We start from the raw sequence: 17,482 nt of genomic DNA on the forward strand, positions 1-17,482 counted from the left end.
AAAACACCCTTTCTAAACAACAAACTCCCAAAGAACAGGTTCGCTCTGGGAGTCGTCAATTGAGATCATAAGTTAAATTTCGTCTTCGTAAATCGCGGATGCATCTTGCTGAACTGGCGTCAACGCGCCTTCTGCAATCTCTTCAAGCGCTTTGCCAACGGCTTTATGGGATGTATAGGAAGCCAGTTTCTCATCGCCATGTTCATGCAATTGGCGGGCTCTTTTGGAAGCCAAAGCCACCAATGAGTATTTTGAATCGATGCGGCTTTTTAGTTTATCAACGGATGGGTATAACATCAGGCATTCTCCTTTAGCATATCTAAGTATCTTCTTTCGACGCGTTCACGCCTGCAATGTTCTGCGATGATGATAGCGTTGATGCGATCGCATGCATTCTCGACTTCATCGTTTTCGACGACGTAATCATATAGGTTCATCATCTCAAGTTCTTTTCTGGCGGCATGGATCCGGGAAGCGATCACTTCATCCGATTCCGTGCCACGTCCGACCAAGCGCTCTTCAAGCTCCGAGAGGCTCGGGGGGGCCAGGAAGATGAACAAGCCATCCGGCACTTTATCGCGCACTTGCGCTGCCCCTTGCACTTCTATCTCGAGAAATACATCACGGCCGGCATCACGCATTTTGTTAACGTATTCGAGCGGCGTTCCGTAATAATTCCCGACATACTCGGCATATTCGAGCAATTCTCCTTGGTCGATCAGTTCTTCAAACTCATGACGGGTCTTGAAGAAATAATCGACTTCATCCACTTCGCCTTCACGCGGTAAGCGTGTAGTCATTGAAATGGAATATTCATAATTTGTGTCCGGCTGCTGGAACAGCTCTTTTCGCACCGTGCCCTTGCCAACGCCCGAAGGCCCGGAAAGCACGATGAGCAGTCCACGATGTTTTCTCATTTTATCCCTCGCTTGCCTCATCATCATTTTCTTCTATCCGCGCAAGTGCTGTCTCGATTGACAGCGCGGAAATGACCACGTGATCGCTATCCATGACAAAGATCGACTTGGTCTTCTTGCCGCCTGTCGCATCAACGAGCAAGCCTTTGCTGCGCGCCTCTTGCATCAAGCGCTTAGAAGGCGCCGAGTCCGGCTGAATCATCGAGACGATGCGATCCACTGACACCGCATTGCCTGATCCAATAGATATGAACTTCGGCTTTCTTTTCATCTTCCTCACCGCCATCGATGCTTAAGTCATATGTTCTCGCTTAAAACTAACTGTCTTATTATATCATATTCTTCCGTGAAAATGATAAGATGGAACAAAACGATTTGAAAGAGGGATTTTTCATGGCATTTGATGGATTATTTACGAAAGCGATGACGAGCGAATTGCAACAGCTCCTCACCGGAAGGATTTCAAAAGTTCATCAGCCTAATCAGCTCGAACTGCTCCTCCACATACGCGCACAAGGAAAAAATCATAAATTACTCATCTCGATTCACCCGTCCTATTCACGGATTCATCTGACCAACACGGCGAACGTCAATCCGTCGGAACCGCCGATGTTCTGCATGCTGCTCCGCAAGCATATCGAAGGCGGCGTCATCACCGCCGTCGAACAGCATGGCTCGGACCGTTTGATCATCTTGCGCATCCGCGCCCGCAATGAAATCGGCGATGAGATCGAACGCGAACTCCACGTTGAGATGATGGGCCGCCATTCGAACATTATCTTAGTCGACGCCGAGCGGGACATGATTCTCGACAGCCTCAAGCATTTGCCGCCGAGCGTCAACTCCTACCGGACGATCTTACCGGGGCAGGATTATAAATTTCCGCCCTCACAAGACAAGCAAGATCCATTTGCAGCGGACGCCGACTTCAGCGGGTTGACCGACAAGGAAATCGTTTCACGGTTCGCCGGCTTTTCCCCGCTGACGGCAAAAGAGCTGAACTACCGTCTTGAACAAGACCCAGATAGCGCAGCTGCCTTTTTGCAGGAGTTCACAGCCGAGAAACCAAAAGGCTTTTACGTAGAGCAGCAAGGAAAAAGCTATTTTTCCGCTACGCAATTGACGCATCTTGCACAAGACAATATGCAATTCGACAATTTGTCTGAGCTGCTCGACCGGATTTATTATGCCAAAGCCGAGCGCGACCGCGTCAAACAGCAAGCAGGTGACCTCGAACGCTGGCTGCAAAACGAAATTGCCAAACTGAAACTGAAGCTGAAAAAACTCCAAAAAGAGCAGGACCAGGCACAAAAACGCGATCAATTGCAATTGAACGGCGAATTGATCATGGCCAATCTGCACACCATTAAAAAAGGGATGAAGCAAGCGGAAGTCGTCAATTATTATAATGAAGAAACCGTGACAATTACGCTCGACCCGCGCAAGACACCCATCGAGAATTCACAAAAATATTACTCGCGTTACCAAAAAGCCAAAACGGCCGTTGTCAAAACACACGAGCAAATCGAGAAAACCGAAGAAGACATCCGCTATTTCGAATTGCTTATGCAGCAAGTACAACAAGCCGGTCTTTCCGATATCGAAGAAATTCGTGAGGAATTGGCGGAACAAGGGTATATGAAAGCACAAAAATCGAAGAAAAAGAAAAAACCGCAAAAACCGAATGTCGAACATTATGTGTCGAGTACCGGCATTCCGATTTCGGTGGGCAAAAACAATAAGCAAAATGATTACGTGACATTCAAAGTTGCCTCGAAATCGGATACGTGGCTGCATACGAAAGATATCCCAGGGTCGCATGTCATCATCCACTCGCCAGATCCGGATGAAGATACCGTCTTAGAAGCTGCCAGCATCGCCGCTTATTTCAGCAAAGCGCGTGAATCCGCTTCTGTTCCGGTCGATTATACAGATGTTCGCCAAGTGAAAAAGCCAAGTGGCGCGAAACCTGGATTCGTGATTTATTTTGAACAAAAAACCGTATACGTAACCCCAGATGAAGACCTTGTATTGAAACTGAAAAAATAATTTCTTAAACACTCGCACCGGCACTCAGCCAGTGCGAGTGTTTTTTCAAAGCTTTTGGTTTACATAACAATATTATTATTTTACAAAAACCGTAAACCATTGCCGCAAGATACAGTTAATGCTATCTTTTTATAGGACATATTTTAAGGAGGCTTATCCGTGACTAATTTAACCAAACGACCATATATAACAGCTGCTCTGTTCGGCATGACAGCCCTCACCTTAACTGCTTGCGGAGAGGAAGAGACAATTGAAACGGAACCATCTTCGGAATGGGACCGCATACAAGAGGAAGGCACGTTGACTGTCGGCACGTCCGGCACTCTTTTGGCTACCTCCTACCGTGACGAGGAAAGCGGCGAATTGACAGGCTTTGAAGTGGAAGTGGTGCGTGAACTCGGCGAACGGCTCGATCTGGAAATCGAATTCCGTGAACTCGGATTTGATGAAATGCTGACGAGCGTCAGCACTGGGCAGCTCGATATGGCAGCGAATGACATCGAAGTGACAGAAGACATGACCGATCAATTCCTGTTTTCCACACCGATCAAGTATTCCTACGGCACAGCAGTTGTCCGAAAAGATGACTTGTCTGGAATTGAATCGCTTGAAGACTTGGAAGGCAAAAAAGCGGCCGGTGTATCAACATCAGTCTATATGCAAATTGCCCGCGACTATGGAGCGGAAGAAGTCACTTATGACAATGCGACCAATGAAATTTATTTACGTGATGTGTCCATTGGCCGCACTGATGTTATTTTGAACGATTATTATTTATCGAAATTCGGTGTCGCGGCTTTCCCGGAATTGAATATCACCATTCATCCAGATATTCAATATTTGCCATCTGAAGTCGGCTTAGTCGTCAATCAGGATAATGAAGAACTTCTCGAGCAAGTGAATGAAACGCTTGGAGAAATGCTGTCCGACGGCACCATCAGCGAGATTTCAGCTGAATTCTTCGACGGGGCAGACGTATCCGTTGAACCTGATATTGAAGAGGAAAATTAAAGGAGGCCCACAGTTATGAGCGATATTGAATGGGGATTGTTGTTCGACCCTGAGCTCGCGATCAACTCGCTGCCCTATGTGCTTGAAGGCATCTGGCTGACTTTATTGATCTCAATGGGCAGCATGCTCGGCGGACTGGTCATCGGCTTTTTCATGGCACTCGCACGCACGTCCAAACAGCCGCTGCTGCATTTGCCAGCGCGCCTTTACATTTCCTTTATGCGCGGTGTACCAATTCTTGTCATTTTGTTTTTATTGTATTTTGCACTTCCCGTTATTGGACTTGAATTTACCGCCTTACAAGCTGCACTGATCGGCTTCACTATCAATAGTGCCGCTTATATCGCAGAAGTGTTTCGCTCGGCTCTCGCTTCGGTCGATAAAGGCCAATGGGAATCGTCCACCGCACTTGGTCTCAGTTACTGGCAGACGATGCGGCGGATTATCCTACCGCAGTCAGTGCGTATTGCCGTTCCGCCTTTGTCGAATGTCTATCTGGACCTCATCAAAGCCTCGTCGCTTGCTGCCATGATTACGGTGCCAGAGATTTTCCAAAAAGCGCGGATTGTCGGTGCCCGGGAATATGATTTATTGACTTTATTGATTCTTGTCGCACTCATTTACTGGGCCATCTGTACAGTCATGACTGTATTACAAAACTACTTGGAAAAACGCTACGCCGAATACCTATAAACAGAAAACCGCACCGGAACTTTATCCGGTGCGGTTTTGTTATTCAAAGGCTTCGTCTTCCATATACATGACTTCCCATAAATGGCTATCTGGGTCGTAAAAGCTCCAGGAATACATAAACTTATTGTCCATTGGCTCATTTGCGGAACTGCCCCCTGCTGCCAGCGCTTTTTCCACCCATTCATCCACCTCTTCGCGGCTCGATGCCGACAATGCGATGATCGTCTCCGAGCTCGTTGACGTATCAGCAATGTCTTTATGCGTGAAGCTCTTGAAAAAGTCTTCCACCAGCAGCATAGCGTACATGTTTTGGCCGATGATCATGCATGTTGCGTTATTGTCTGTCATGCGCTCATCGAAATCAAAGCCCATCTCGCCAAAAAACTTCATCGACTTTTCCAAATCCCGCACCGGTAAATTAACGAAAATCTGGTTCGCTTGAATGGCCATGTCTTCGCTTCCCTTCTTTTTCGTTTCTCGTTCACTCTTCTATTCGTTGAATTGGCTAAAACTCCTGCCTAAGATTTTAGTTTCTCTACTCCTCTTCGATAAAATCCTTCCATCTCGGCATCCGGTACGAGCGCTCCCCCTGTCAGCCACACAATATGTGTCGCTTTTTCCAGATCAACGCCTTGTTTATCGGCGTAATCGGTCGCTTCTAGCATGAATGGCCCGGCAAATCCGGCTGCTGCAGAAGGTTCGATGTTAATGCCTTCGCTTTCCGTTAGCATGGAGAGCAGCGGAAACAATTCTTCATCCTCTATCGTCGCGATCCCTGAAATCAATTGTTCGGAACTTGTCGATGCAAAACTGGACGCCCTGCCGACTGCAAGCCCGTCCGCCTCGGTTCTATTGTCGATACCGATGTCTTGCACGCAGATGTCGCTCTTTAAACCCGTCATCAGCCCCAGCAAAACTGCAGGAGAATGCGTCGGCTCGATGAATACCGGGTGGACGTGGTCACCGAACATATGGCGCAACCCGAATGCGATACCGCCGGGAGCCCCGCCGACGCCACAAGGCAAATAAACGAACAGCGGATGTTCATGATCCACCCGGATTTCCTGCTCGTCCAATTGTTGTTTCAGCCGAATCGCAGCGACGCTGTAGCCGAGAAACAGTTCACGGGATTTCTCGTCATCGACAAAATAACCATTCGGCAGCTGCAACGTTTCCTCACGGCCTGCTGTGACCGCTTCACTGAAGTCACCAGTGAATTCGACGACTCGGACGCCTTTACTTCGGAGCAACTCTTTTTTCCATACTTTGGCGTCCGCCGACATATAGACCGACACCCGGAAGCCGAGCTTCGCGCTGATGATGCCGATGCTCAAGCCCAGGTTCCCCGTTGATCCTACACCGATGGAGAAATTCCGGAAAAACGTTTTCGCTTGTTCTGTTGCGAACCATTCGTAGGAATCCCGAATTGTGATGAGCCCCTCTGTTAGCGCCAGGCTCTCTGCATGGCGCAGCACTTCGAAAAACCCACCGCGCGCTTTTACTGAACCTGCCACCGGCAAGTCATTGTCGCATTTGACATACAACTTCCCCGGGAGCCGCTCGCCGTAATACGCTTCCAATCGGTTGTGCATGCGCCCCGCTTCACGCAATTCCGATTCAATGATGCCCCGGGTTTCCACCGTTTCCGGAAACACCTTCATCAAATAGGGGGCAAAGCGCTGCCACAATTGCTCGGCCTCTTTTAAATCTTCGGCCGCCACCGGCAAGCCCTGCACCTGCTCCATGTCTCTACGCTCCGGGTTGAGCCAGATGACCGGCTTTAGTTCAATCATCGCCGACAGAAGCGGGTAGGTTTCTGTCCATTCGGCGATTTTTTGTTGCGTAAGCTCCATGTCTACCGCCTCCTTCTCGTTAGTTGTACCATACCCCTTTTCAATTTCTTTATTTCCTGAACGAACAAAAAAACCTTCACACATCCTGTCGATGTGCGAAGGTTTTCTTATGAAGTCAATGCGCCAGCTTTCAGCTTTTCGTGCCATTCGCTGAGCATCGGCAAATCTTCTGCCGCTATCGCTCCGCTTTCCCGGGCTTGTTCAACCAGTGCCGGAAAATCCGTCAAAGTGTGGAAGGTAAAGCCCGCTTCCTGTATCGCATGTTCTGCTTGCGGCAGGCCGTATGTAAAAATCGCCGCAATGCCCGCCACTTGAAAGCCGGCAGCTTGCAAGGCTTGTGCAGCTTGCAATACCGAGCCGCCTTTGGAGATCAAGTCTTCGATGACGACCGCTTTTTGGCCTGGTTCGATTTTGCCTTCGATCAAATTCGATTGCCCATGGCCTTTCGGTTTTGAACGCACGTAAACCATCGGCAAATCGAGGCGCTCTGCGACCCAGGCGGCGTGAGGAATCCCGGCTGTCGCCGTTCCCGCGATCACTTGCGCGTCCGGATACTCACGACGAATGGTTTCCGCGAGCCCATCTGCGATCGCTTTGCGGACAGCTGGATAAGACATCGTCAATCGATTGTCGCAATAAATTGGCGATTTGACGCCGGATGCCCACGTGAACGGATCGTTCGGGCGCAGTTCGACCGCTCCGATGGATAGTAAGTGTTGTGCGATTTGGTTTTTCATGAACGACCGCTCCATTCTCTGTTGATGTAATCGTAGCTTTTTTGCGGGTTTTCCGATCGGGTAATGGCTCTTCCAACGACAATGTGTGTGGAGCCTTGTGTTTTTGCATCACTCGGTGTCGCAATGCGCTTTTGGTCATGTGATTCAGCTGCAGCTGGTCGGATCCCCGGCGTGACACGCAGGAAATCTTCGCCGCATGCTTCGCCGATCGCTTTCGCTTCATGTACCGAGCACACGACACCATCGAGCCCTGCCTGTTTCGCGAGTTGCGCATAATGCAGAACAGAGTCTTCCAAGCTCACCGAAATTAATTGTTCCTTCTGCATTTGTTCTTCGCTCGTCGAGGTCAACTGGGTGACCGCGATTAACTTTGTCCCACTCCCCGCGAGGCCTCGTTTTGCAGCTTCCATCATGGCAAGACCGCCAGCCGCATGGACATTGACCATGTCAACGCCCAGTTCAGCAATGCGACGCATCGCCGACTCGACGGTATTTGGGATGTCGTGCAATTTTAAATCCAAGAATAAATCATGGCCATCTCGATTTAATGCTCGAATGAGTTCCGGTCCTTCTTGATAGAACAATTCCATACCGACTTTCAAAAACAATGATTCCGTAAACTCCGATAAGAATTCCTCCACATCGAGCTTTGACGGGAAGTCGAGTGCAATAATCGGTTTAGAGGTCATAAGCGGTGGCTCCTTCCGGTAAGTTCGTGGACCGATTCATAGCCGAGTTCGTGCAATCGTTCCGGCAACTTATCGATCAGCTCAGGGCAGACGAACGGATTGACAAAATTTGCTGTACCGACTGCTACCGCATTCGCTCCTGCGGATAAAAAGTCGATTACGTCATCAATTTCCGCAATGCCACCCATGCCGATGATCGGCAAATCCGTATGGCGTCTCACTTCATACACCATGCGCAGAGCGACCGGTTTGATCGCCGGGCCTGACAAGCCGCCTGTAATATTGGCGATGACCGGGCGTCCGGTTTTTGGATCAAGCCGCATGCCGAGCAAGGTGTTGATCATCGTGATGCCATCCGCGCCGCCTTCTTCGACCGCTTTGGCCAATTGCACAACATCCGTGACGTTTGGCGACAGTTTGACATAGACCGGCACGTCCGATACGTCTTTGACCATGCGCGTCAATTCTTTGGCCACTTTCGGGTCCGTTCCGAATGTGATGCCGCCTTGTTTGACGTTCGGGCAGGAAATATTCAATTCCAGCGCATGGACATTCGGTGCTCTGGAAATGGTTCTTGCGACTTCTACATAATCCTCTGCCAGTGAACCGGCCACATTGGCGATGATCGGCACATCGAATTGTTCGAGCCAAGGCAATTGTTCATCGACGACTTTTTCAAGTCCGGGATTTTGCAGACCAATCGCATTGAGCATGCCGGATGAAGTTTCCGCCACGCGCGGTGTCGGATTTCCAAGACGCATCTCGGCAGTCGTTGCTTTGATCATGATCGAACCAAGTTTCGATAAATCATAGAGCTTTGCGTATTCCTGTCCGAAGCCGAAACAGCCGGATGCGGGCATAATAGGATTTTTTAAATCAAGGCCTGGCAATTTTACGCTTAAATCCGTCATGAAATCACCACCCCTGCTGGAAATACAGGACCATCTGAACATACTTTAATGTAATCCGTTTCGCTTTTTGTCGTCCGGCAGACACAGGCAAAGCATGCCCCGATGCCGCAGCCCATGCGTTGTTCATAGGATAGAAAGCCTTTTTTCTGTGGATATGCCCATTGCACCGCTTCAAGCATCGGCGTTGGCCCGCAGGAATAATAGGTGTCGAAATCATGTGGCAAACCGTTCAAAATATGCGTCACAAAGCCTTCTGTCCCGTGCGAGCCGTCAACGGTCGCAATATGTGTATCGCCGAGTGCGCGAAATTTGTCTTCATAAAATACCGCTTCACGGCTTTCAAATCCGAGGATGTGGACCGTTTCCACACCTCTCGCATTCAGTTGCAAAGCCAGTTCATACAGCGGTGGCACGCCGATTCCCCCACCAATCAAATAAGCTTTTTCTCCAGCTTCTTCAATCGGAAAACCATGACCGAGTGGCCCCAGGACATCGAGTGTATCGCGCTCTGTTTTTTGGGACAATAAGCTGGTTCCGCGCCCTTCTGAACGGTAGATCATTGTGAAGCTCGACGCTTCTTTGTCGATTTTCGCTACCGAGATCGGCCGGCGCAGCAGCGGTTCAAAGCTATCTGCCACACGCACATGGACAAACTGTCCTGGCTCGTTCATTTCCTCAACCAATGTGCCCGTGACCGTGAGCTCGAAAATGTTCTTGGCGATTTCAGTTTGCGAGACAATGGCCATTTTCTCCTGTTTGATCATACACCTGCCCCCATTTCCTCTGCCTGGAAAGTCATCGATTCGATGACTCTGAGCATCGCTTCAGCCGTATCGAGCGATGTTAAGCATGGCACGCCGTTTTCGACCGATTCCCGACGGATACGGAAGCCGTCACGTTCTGGCTGTTTGCCTTTCGTCAATGTGTTGATGACAATCTGTGCGTCGCCGCTTTGGATAACATCGAGTAAGGTACGCCCTTCTGACCCAATTTTTCCAACTTCAGCGACGGCGATTCCCGCTTCTGTGAACGCTTGTGCTGTTCCGCCTGTCGCCATGATTTGGTAGCCGATATCCCGGAAGCGTTTCGCGAGCCCAACTGCTTCATCTTTGTCTTTATCTGCTACTGTCAGCAGTACAGTGCCGTGATCTTTCACTTCCATACCAGCTGCCGCCAAGCCTTTATACAGCGCTTTTTCGAGCGTGACGTCTTTGCCCATTACTTCGCCGGTCGATTTCATCTCCGGTCCGAGCGTAATGTCGACGCGGCGCAGTTTCGCGAACGAGAACACCGGCACTTTGACGTAGACACCTTTTTTCAGCGGTGCTAAGCCTGTTGTGTAGCCTTGCTCGACAATGCTTTGACCGAGTATCGCTTTCGTTGCGATATTGGCCATCGGGATGCCCGTGATTTTGCTGAGAAACGGCACGGTTCGGCTTGAGCGCGGGTTCACTTCGATGACGAATACTTCGCCTTTTGAAATGACGTACTGGATGTTCAGTAAGCCAACGATATTCAAGCCTTTAGCAAGCCGAGTCGTATAATCCGTCAAAGTGTCGATTTGCTGCTGCGAAATATTTTGTGGCGGGTAGACAGCAATCGAGTCACCGGAATGCACCCCTGCCCGTTCAATATGTTCCATGATACCAGGAATCAAGACATTCTCGCCGTCGCAGATCGCATCGACTTCAATTTCTTCACCTGTCAAGTAACGGTCGACTAGTACCGGATGTTCAGGGCTTGCTTCGACAGCGTGTTCCATGTAGTGGATCAAGTCGCTTTCGTTGTAGACGATTTCCATCGCGCGTCCTCCGAGTACATAAGACGGACGAACGAGCACCGGATAGCCGATGTCGGATGCGATGACTACCGCTTCTTGTGTCGACACGGCCGTCTTACCGAGTGGCTGCGGGATGCCGATTTCATGAAGCGCAGCTTCGAATTTATTGCGGTTTTCTGCGCGGTCGATGTCTTCAAGCGTCGTGCCGAGAATCTTCACACCGTTTTTCTCTAGCTTATCTGCCAAATTGATCGCTGTTTGTCCGCCAAATTGGACGACAACGCCTTTCGGTTGTTCGAGGTCGACAATGTGCATGACGTCTTCGATCGTCAGCGGTTCGAAGTAGAGCTTGTCGGAAATGGAGAAATCGGTCGACACCGTCTCCGGGTTATTGTTGATGATGATCGCCTCGTAGCCGGCTTCTTTGATCGCCCAGACGGAGTGGACGGTTGCGTAATCAAATTCGACGCCTTGTCCAATGCGGATCGGGCCGGAGCCGAGTACGATGACACTTTCTTTATCGGTCCGGATCGATTCGTTTTCATCTTCGTAACTGGCGTAGAAATAAGGCGTTTCCGATTCGAATTCTGCCGCGCAAGTATCGACCATTTTGTAAACCGGTATCAAGCCTTGCTGTTTACGCCATTCGTATACTTTCGCTTCTTGCGTATCCCATAGTTTCGCGATCGTTCTGTCTGCAAAGCCCATGCGTTTCGCTTTTTTCGCCGTATCGTAGTCAAATGGCTGTTGCTGCAATACATCTTCAAAGCGGACAATTTTGTCGAACTTCTCAAGGAAAAATAAATCGATTTGGCTCCAGTCATGGATCGTCTCAATCGTCACGCCGCGGCGCAATGCTTCGCCGATAAAGAATAGCCTTTCGTCCCCCGCTTTACGAATGCGTTTTTCAATCCATTCATCGCTCATCTCCGTGCCGTTTTTCAGCTCCAAATGGAATTGGCCGGTTTCCAGTGAACGGACCGCTTTCAGCATCGATTCCTCAAACGTCCGGCCCATTGCCATGACTTCGCCTGTCGCTTTCATTTGCGTGCCGAGGTTGCGTTTGGCCGCTTCGAATTTATCGAACGGCCAGCGTGGGATTTTCGAAACGACATAGTCAAGTGCCGGTTCGAATGCGGCGTAAGTACGCCCTGTCACCGGGTTCATCATTTCGCCAAGCGTTAAGCCGACCGCGATTTTCGCTGCTAATTTGGCAATTGGGTAGCCGGTCGCTTTGGATGCAAGCGCAGAAGATCGGCTGACACGCGGGTTCACTTCGATGATGTAGTAATCAAAACTATGCGGGTCGAGCGCGAGTTGGACGTTGCAGCCGCCTTCGATTTTCAAGGCACGGATGATTTTCAGCGAGACATTGCGCAACATTTGGTATTCACGGTCCGACAAGGTCTGGCTCGGTGCCACCACGATCGAGTCGCCGGTATGGATGCCGACCGGGTCGATATTTTCCATATTGCAGACAACAATTGCGGTATCTTCTGCATCGCGCATCACTTCGTATTCGATTTCCTTGAATCCTGCAATCGATTTTTCCAATAAGCATTGTGTCACTGGGCTGTATTTTAAACCACTTGCGACGATTTCATGTAATTGTTCATCGTTATGACAAATGCCCCCACCTGTGCCACCTAGTGTAAAGGCCGGGCGGACGATGACCGGATAACCGATCCGTTCCACAAAGCGCTTGGCTTCTTCCATGTTATGAATGATGTCGGAATCCGGCACCGGTTCGCCGAGTTCATTCATCAAGGTGCGGAATAAATCGCGGTCTTCCGCTTTATGGATAGCGTCCAGCTTGGTACCCAAAATTTCAATATCAAGTTCTTCCAAAATTCCGGATTCATCCAGTTCGATCGCCATATTGAGGCCTGTCTGCCCGCCAAGTGTCGCAAGCAGTGCATCCGGACGCTCTTTTCTTAAGATGCGGCTGACAAATTCCAATGTAATCGGCTCGATGTATACCTTGTCGGCGATTTCAGTATCGGTCATGATTGTTGCCGGATTAGAGTTGATCAAAATGACGCGGTAGCCTTCTTCTTTTAAGGCAAGGCAGGCTTGTGTGCCCGCATAGTCGAATTCTGCTGCTTGGCCGATAACGATCGGGCCTGAACCAATAACGAGGATGCTTTTGATATCTTGTCTTTTAGGCATGTTGTTGCTCCTTCCGTTGTGCGTTCATCATTTCCAAAAATCGGTCGAATAAGTAATTCGAGTCTTCCGGGCCAGGCGAAGATTCCGGATGGTATTGCACGGTGAAAGCTGGGTAGTCGAGATGTGCCAACCCTTCGTTCGTTCCGTCGTTGAGTGCTGTATGGGTCACTTTTAGTCGCGTGCCTTGCAAGGTTTCTTCGTCGACTGCGTAGCCGTGGTTTTGTGAAGTGATTTCGATTTTGCCAGTGACAAGGTCTCGCACCGGATGGTTGCCGCCGCGGTGGCCGAACTTCAGCTTGAATGTCTCAGCACCGCACGCTCTAGCGAACAATTGGTGGCCTAGGCAAATTCCGAAAATCGGCACTTGGCCGAGCAATTCGCTGACAACGTCCACACATTCCGGCACGTTTTTCGGGTCTCCTGGGCCATTCGACAACATGACGCCGTCCGGTCCCCAAGCGAGGATTTCTTGCGCGCTCGTATTATGCGGCACGACAATGACATCACATTTGCGTTTGTTCAATTCACGTAAAATTCCGTGCTTCATGCCGTAATCGATCAATACGACACGCTTGCCACGTCCTGGGCTCGGGTAAGGGCGCGTGATCGATACTTGGGCGACTTGGTCAGTCGGCAAAGCCGTTTCGTTCAATTTGTTGATTACCTGCTCTACATCCGGTTCTTCCCCAGCCGCTGTCAAGATGCCCTTAATCGATCCGTTGACGCGGATTAACCGGGTCAGCTTACGAGTGTCGATTCCGGCGATGCCCGGAATGCCTTTTTTCTCGAGCAATTCGCTTAAAGTCATCGCATTCCTGAAATTTGAGGGAAAATCTGCCGCTTCTCGGACGACCATCCCTTTAACTGCCGGGTCGATCGATTCAAAGTCATCGCTGTTGATGCCGTAATTGCCTTGCAGCGGATAAGTCATCGTAACGATTTGCCCGCAATAGGAAGGATCGGACAAGATCTCTTGGTAACCGGTCATGCTGGTGTTAAAGACCACTTCCCCAAACGAGGCTGATTGCGCCCCGAAAGCTTCTCCTGCGAATACTGTGCCGTCTTCTAAGATCAAATAACGTTTCATCAGTTTTCCTCCTGCCATACGATGTCACCGCCGAAAATGGTCATCACTGGCCAGCCGGTGCAAGTTTGTCCGCCAAATGGCGTGTTTGTTCCTTTGGAAAGAAATTCTTCTGTGCGAATTTCCTGCTGTTTGTCCAAGTCGAGCAGTACCAGATCGGCTGCTTGACCTGTCTCAATCGTCCCGTAAGGCAGTTCGAACACATCTGCTGGCTTTTTCGTCAGCCAGCCGATCAATTGTGCCAGAGTCCATTTGCCGCTTTGGACGAACTCCGTGTAAAGCAGTGGAAACGCTGTTTCAAAGCCGACGATGCCGAATGGCGCTTTTTCCATGCCGTTCGCTTTTTCTTCCGCCGCATGCGGGGCGTGGTCGGTTGCGATAAAATCAAGTGTACCGTCGAGCAGCCCTGCATGAAGCGCTTCGTAATCTTCCCTTGCACGAAGTGGCGGGTTCATCTTGTAATTTGCATCATCACCTGGGATGTCATCTTCCGTTAGTAAAAGATGATGAGGCGTTACTTCTGCCGTCACGCGCACGCCTGCCCGTTTCGCATCGCGGATGACGCGTACCGATTCTTTTGTGCTGACATGGCAGACGTGGTAATGTGCGCCTGCCGCTTCTGCAAGCAGGATGTCTCGTGCGATATGCACCGATTCTGCAACAGATGGAATACCTGGCAGGCCAAGCTCACGGCTTCTTTTGCCATCGTGCATGACCCCTCCGTAGATCAAGCTATTGTCTTCACAATGTGCGACGACCGCCATATCGAGTTCGGCTGCTTCTTTCATCGTCTCGAGCATCATGGCCGCTTCCTGAATGCCGACGCCGTCATCGGTGAATGCAAATGCGCCGTGCTGTTTCAGTTCCTTTAAATTGGTACGTTCTTTGCCCGCTTCACGAATGGTAATGGAAGCGTACGGCAAAACCCGAATGAGCGCATTTTTTTGGATCAAGCTATTTACGTGATCCAGATTTTCTTTTGTGTCCGGTACCGGCCGTGTATTCGGCATCGCGCAGATTGTTGTATAGCCTCCACGTGCCGCTGATTTTGTGCCACTTTCGATCGTTTCTTTCTTCTCTCCGCCCGGTTCACGCAAATGGACATGAACGTCCACAAATCCTGGTGCGATCATTCGGCCTTGGCCGTCGATTTCCGTTTCGCCTTGTGCTTGCAAGTGGCTGCCGATTTCTTCGATGCGGCCATCTGTAACACGAATATTCGTTTCCTCCAATTGTTCCCCGTTTAACATCTTGACGTTCTTAATGAATAATCCCATTTTACATTCTCCCTTTCATTGCATATTCCAGTACGGCCATTCGGACGAACACGCCGTTTTCCATTTGCTTGAAGATTCTCGAACGCTGGCATTCTACGAGCGAATCAGCGATTTCCACGCCTCGATTGATCGGCGCCGGATGCATGATGATAGCGTTTTTTTTCATTTTCTTCTCGCGCGCTTCCGTTAAACCAAACTCTTTATGGTAGCGTTCTTTTGAAAACAAGGCCGATACGGCGTGGCGTTCGTGCTGCACCCGGAGCATCATGACGACGTCCGTTTCGCCGATGACGGTATCCAATTCATCGGTCGTGTCGTAGTCGCCGCTCCATTCTTCCGGACACACAAAGCTGACTTTTGCGCCGAGCTGTTTCAGTGCAGCGGCATTTGATTTGGCAACACGGCTATGGGCAATGTCCCCGACGATCGTCACGTGGACACCGTCAATGCGGCCGAATTCCCGATGAATCGTATACAAATCGAGCAATGATTGTGTCGGGTGCTGGCCCGAGCCGTCCCCGCCGTTGATAACTGCGAGTTTGCAGCCTTCTAGCTGTTGGTAATACGCTTCTTCTTCGTGGCGGATGATGACCGCTTTGACCCCGATTGCTTCCATCGTTTTCACGGTGTCATACAGTGTTTCGCCTTTTAATATGCTAGAAAAGGCTGTTTCAAAAGGAAGCACTGACAGGCCTAGCTGGTGTTCGGCCATTTCGAAGCTCATTTTTGTTCGTGTGCTAGGCTCAAAAAACAAATTCACAACTGCCCCGTTAAGTGTTGCTTTTTCGCCACGCTCAAACTGCTCAGCACGCTTCAGCAAGTTCATGATTTTTTCATTTTCGAGATTATCCATCGTTAACAGATTCGGCAATTCGCTCACGCCCTTTCGTTGACTGTACAAAAAAACACCTTCCCAGGGGCAGGAAGGTGTAAGGAAATAAGGGTAGACGTCCCCTATCCATAACCCTTTCCATGCCTCTCTGGACATTCCTTAAAAGGTAAGTTTATTCAGTTCCATCATCCAGTTCCTGTTTTTCAAGTCCTGGCAAGATCAAGTTCAAGATAACTCCGACGATAGCAGCCAGCGCCATGCCTTCGATGGCAAACGATTCGCTGAACTCAAGTTTCGCGCCGCCAATCCCGATGACCAAGATGACCGACGAGATGACCAAATTGCGGTTGTTGCCGAAGTCGATGCCGTTATCGACGAGCATGCGAAGCCCTGATGACGCGATGATGCCGAACAGCAGAATCGAAATGCCGCCGAGCACCGCTGTTGGAATCGTATCGATAACTGCCATCAGCTTGCCGAAGAACGAGAACAAAATGGCGAATACGGCTGCGCCGAGGATGACATACACGCTGAACACTTTCGTGATGGCGAGGACGCCGATGTTCTCGCCGTAAGTTGTCTTCGGTGGCCCTCCAACGAGCGAGGAGATGAATGTCCCGATACCGTCACCCAAGATCGAGCGATGAAGGCCCGGGTCTTTTATGTAATTGCGGTCAACGATTTTGCCGAGGACCAACTGGTGACCGATATGCTCAGAGATCGTGACGATCGCGATTGGCACCATGACGAACAATAGCGTTGGTGTGACTTGGAAAGAGTAATCGATTCCCGGCAGCAAGAATTCTGGTACTTGGAACCAACTAGCCGCTGCCACTGGGGCAAAGTCGATAATGCCGATCAGTGTAGAGTAAGCGTAACCTGCAATGATACCGATCAAAATCGGCATGAGCGAGATGATGTTCTTGAAGTAAATATTGCAGATGATGGCCGTAGCGAGCGTGACCAGTGCGGCTGAGAAATGCAGCAGGCTGTATTCAGAGCCGCCATCAGCTGTCGGGATGTTCATGGCCATATCCACCGCTGTTCCAGACAATGCCAGCCCGATGACGATAATGACTGGGCCGACAACGATTGGCGGCAATAGTTTCATGAGCCATTTATAGCCGGTCTTCCAAATAATCAATGACACGAGCGCGTAAACTAGCGAGACGAACATAGCGCCAATCATTGCCGATCCGATGCCGCCAGTTTCCGTGGCGATCTGTATCGGGACGATAAAGGCGAAGGATGATCCGAGATATGCTGGTACTTTGAACTGTGTGATGAGGACGAAAATGATGGTCGCGATGCCACTCGTCAATAATGCAATCGCAGGACTCAAACCGACCAGTTGCGGCACCAGAATCGTTGCGCCGAACATGGCGAACATGTGCTGCAGGCTGAGGGAAATCCATTGTCCTGTTTTGGGTTTATCGTGGATGTCTAAAATGGCATTGCTCAAGTTGTTTCTCCCCTGTCT

17 protein-coding genes are annotated in these 17,482 nt (G+C 50.0%); 3 read left to right on the forward strand and 14 right to left on the reverse strand.

Going from position 1 to position 17,482, the window contains the following annotated elements; genetic code table 11:
* Positions 1-72: 72 nt before the first annotated feature.
* From rpoZ to AY633_RS01925, 3 genes are read right to left on the reverse strand one after another with little or no spacing between them, the layout of a single operon-like run.
* Positions 73-297, reverse strand: a complete 225-nt coding sequence (rpoZ, locus tag AY633_RS01915) for a DNA-directed RNA polymerase subunit omega (RefSeq protein ID WP_068486026.1) — start codon at positions 295-297, stop codon at positions 73-75.
* Entirely contained in the window at positions 297-917 is a 621-nt protein-coding gene (gene gmk / locus AY633_RS01920; RefSeq protein ID WP_068486028.1) for a guanylate kinase, read from the reverse strand. The genes rpoZ and gmk overlap by 1 nt, the downstream gene beginning before the upstream one ends.
* Position 918: 1 nt before the next feature.
* Positions 919-1,188: an extracellular matrix/biofilm biosynthesis regulator RemA family protein gene (locus AY633_RS01925; protein ID WP_068462924.1), complete on the reverse strand. Its 270-nt coding sequence runs from the start codon at positions 1,186-1,188 to the stop codon at positions 919-921.
* A gap of 122 nt (positions 1,189-1,310) precedes the next feature.
* On the opposite strand from AY633_RS01925, the gene AY633_RS01930 reads away from it, so the two are divergent.
* The 3 genes from AY633_RS01930 to AY633_RS01940 all read left to right on the forward strand — a co-directional run bounded on the left by AY633_RS01930 (position 1,311) and on the right by AY633_RS01940 (position 4,670).
* Entirely contained in the window at positions 1,311-2,966 is a 1,656-nt protein-coding gene (locus AY633_RS01930) for an Rqc2 family fibronectin-binding protein (RefSeq protein WP_068486030.1), read from the forward strand.
* Positions 2,967-3,173: 207 nt separating this feature from the next.
* Positions 3,174-3,977, forward strand: a complete 804-nt coding sequence (locus AY633_RS01935; protein WP_068487844.1) for a transporter substrate-binding domain-containing protein — start codon at positions 3,174-3,176, stop codon at positions 3,975-3,977.
* 15 nt (positions 3,978-3,992) lie between these two features.
* Positions 3,993-4,670 (forward strand): amino acid ABC transporter permease, encoded by a 678-nt coding sequence (locus AY633_RS01940; protein WP_058383536.1) that lies wholly within the window; start codon positions 3,993-3,995, stop codon positions 4,668-4,670.
* Positions 4,671-4,709: 39 nt separating this feature from the next.
* On the opposite strand, the gene AY633_RS01945 is transcribed toward AY633_RS01940, so the two are convergent.
* From AY633_RS01945 to AY633_RS01995, 11 genes are all read right to left on the reverse strand, one after another.
* Positions 4,710-5,120, reverse strand: a complete 411-nt coding sequence (locus AY633_RS01945; protein WP_068486032.1) for a VOC family protein — start codon at positions 5,118-5,120, stop codon at positions 4,710-4,712.
* Between the two features lie 68 nt (positions 5,121-5,188).
* A complete protein-coding gene (locus AY633_RS01950) occupies positions 5,189-6,523 on the reverse strand; it encodes a D-serine ammonia-lyase (RefSeq protein WP_068486033.1) in 1,335 nt (444 codons plus the stop codon).
* 107 nt (positions 6,524-6,630) lie between these two features.
* Entirely contained in the window at positions 6,631-7,260 is a 630-nt protein-coding gene (gene pyrE, locus AY633_RS01955) for an orotate phosphoribosyltransferase (protein ID WP_068486036.1), read from the reverse strand.
* Positions 7,257-7,949: an orotidine-5'-phosphate decarboxylase gene (gene pyrF, locus AY633_RS01960; protein ID WP_068486038.1), complete on the reverse strand. Its 693-nt coding sequence runs from the start codon at positions 7,947-7,949 to the stop codon at positions 7,257-7,259. Before pyrF ends, pyrE begins: the two co-directional genes overlap by 4 nt.
* On the reverse strand, positions 7,946-8,860 hold the full coding sequence (locus AY633_RS01965; protein WP_068486039.1) for a dihydroorotate dehydrogenase: 915 nt from the start codon (positions 8,858-8,860) through the stop codon (positions 7,946-7,948). The genes pyrF and AY633_RS01965 overlap by 4 nt, the downstream gene beginning before the upstream one ends.
* The gene (locus AY633_RS01970; protein ID WP_068486041.1) at positions 8,857-9,624 is read right to left on the reverse strand and encodes a dihydroorotate dehydrogenase electron transfer subunit; all 768 of its coding nucleotides are present in this window, start codon (positions 9,622-9,624) and stop codon (positions 8,857-8,859) included. Before AY633_RS01970 ends, AY633_RS01965 begins: the two co-directional genes overlap by 4 nt.
* On the reverse strand, positions 9,621-12,809 hold the full coding sequence (carB, locus tag AY633_RS01975; RefSeq protein ID WP_068486043.1) for a carbamoyl-phosphate synthase large subunit: 3,189 nt from the start codon (positions 12,807-12,809) through the stop codon (positions 9,621-9,623). The genes AY633_RS01970 and carB overlap by 4 nt, the downstream gene beginning before the upstream one ends.
* Entirely contained in the window at positions 12,802-13,899 is a 1,098-nt protein-coding gene (locus AY633_RS01980; protein ID WP_068487845.1) for a carbamoyl phosphate synthase small subunit, read from the reverse strand. Before AY633_RS01980 ends, carB begins: the two co-directional genes overlap by 8 nt.
* Complete coding sequence (locus tag AY633_RS01985) at positions 13,896-15,170, reverse strand: dihydroorotase (RefSeq protein ID WP_068486045.1); 1,275 nt, start codon at positions 15,168-15,170, stop codon at positions 13,896-13,898. The genes AY633_RS01980 and AY633_RS01985 overlap by 4 nt, the downstream gene beginning before the upstream one ends.
* 1 nt (position 15,171) lies before the next feature.
* Positions 15,172-16,041 (reverse strand): aspartate carbamoyltransferase catalytic subunit, encoded by an 870-nt coding sequence (locus AY633_RS01990; protein ID WP_068487846.1) that lies wholly within the window; start codon positions 16,039-16,041, stop codon positions 15,172-15,174.
* A 133-nt stretch (positions 16,042-16,174) separates the two neighbouring features.
* Complete coding sequence (locus AY633_RS01995; protein WP_068462943.1) at positions 16,175-17,464, reverse strand: solute carrier family 23 protein; 1,290 nt, start codon at positions 17,462-17,464, stop codon at positions 16,175-16,177.
* Positions 17,465-17,482 lie beyond the last annotated feature (18 nt).

The sequence above is a fragment of the Planococcus maritimus genome (assembly GCF_001592825.1).
Classification (GTDB): Bacteria; Bacillota; Bacilli; order Bacillales_A; family Planococcaceae; genus Planococcus; species Planococcus maritimus_C.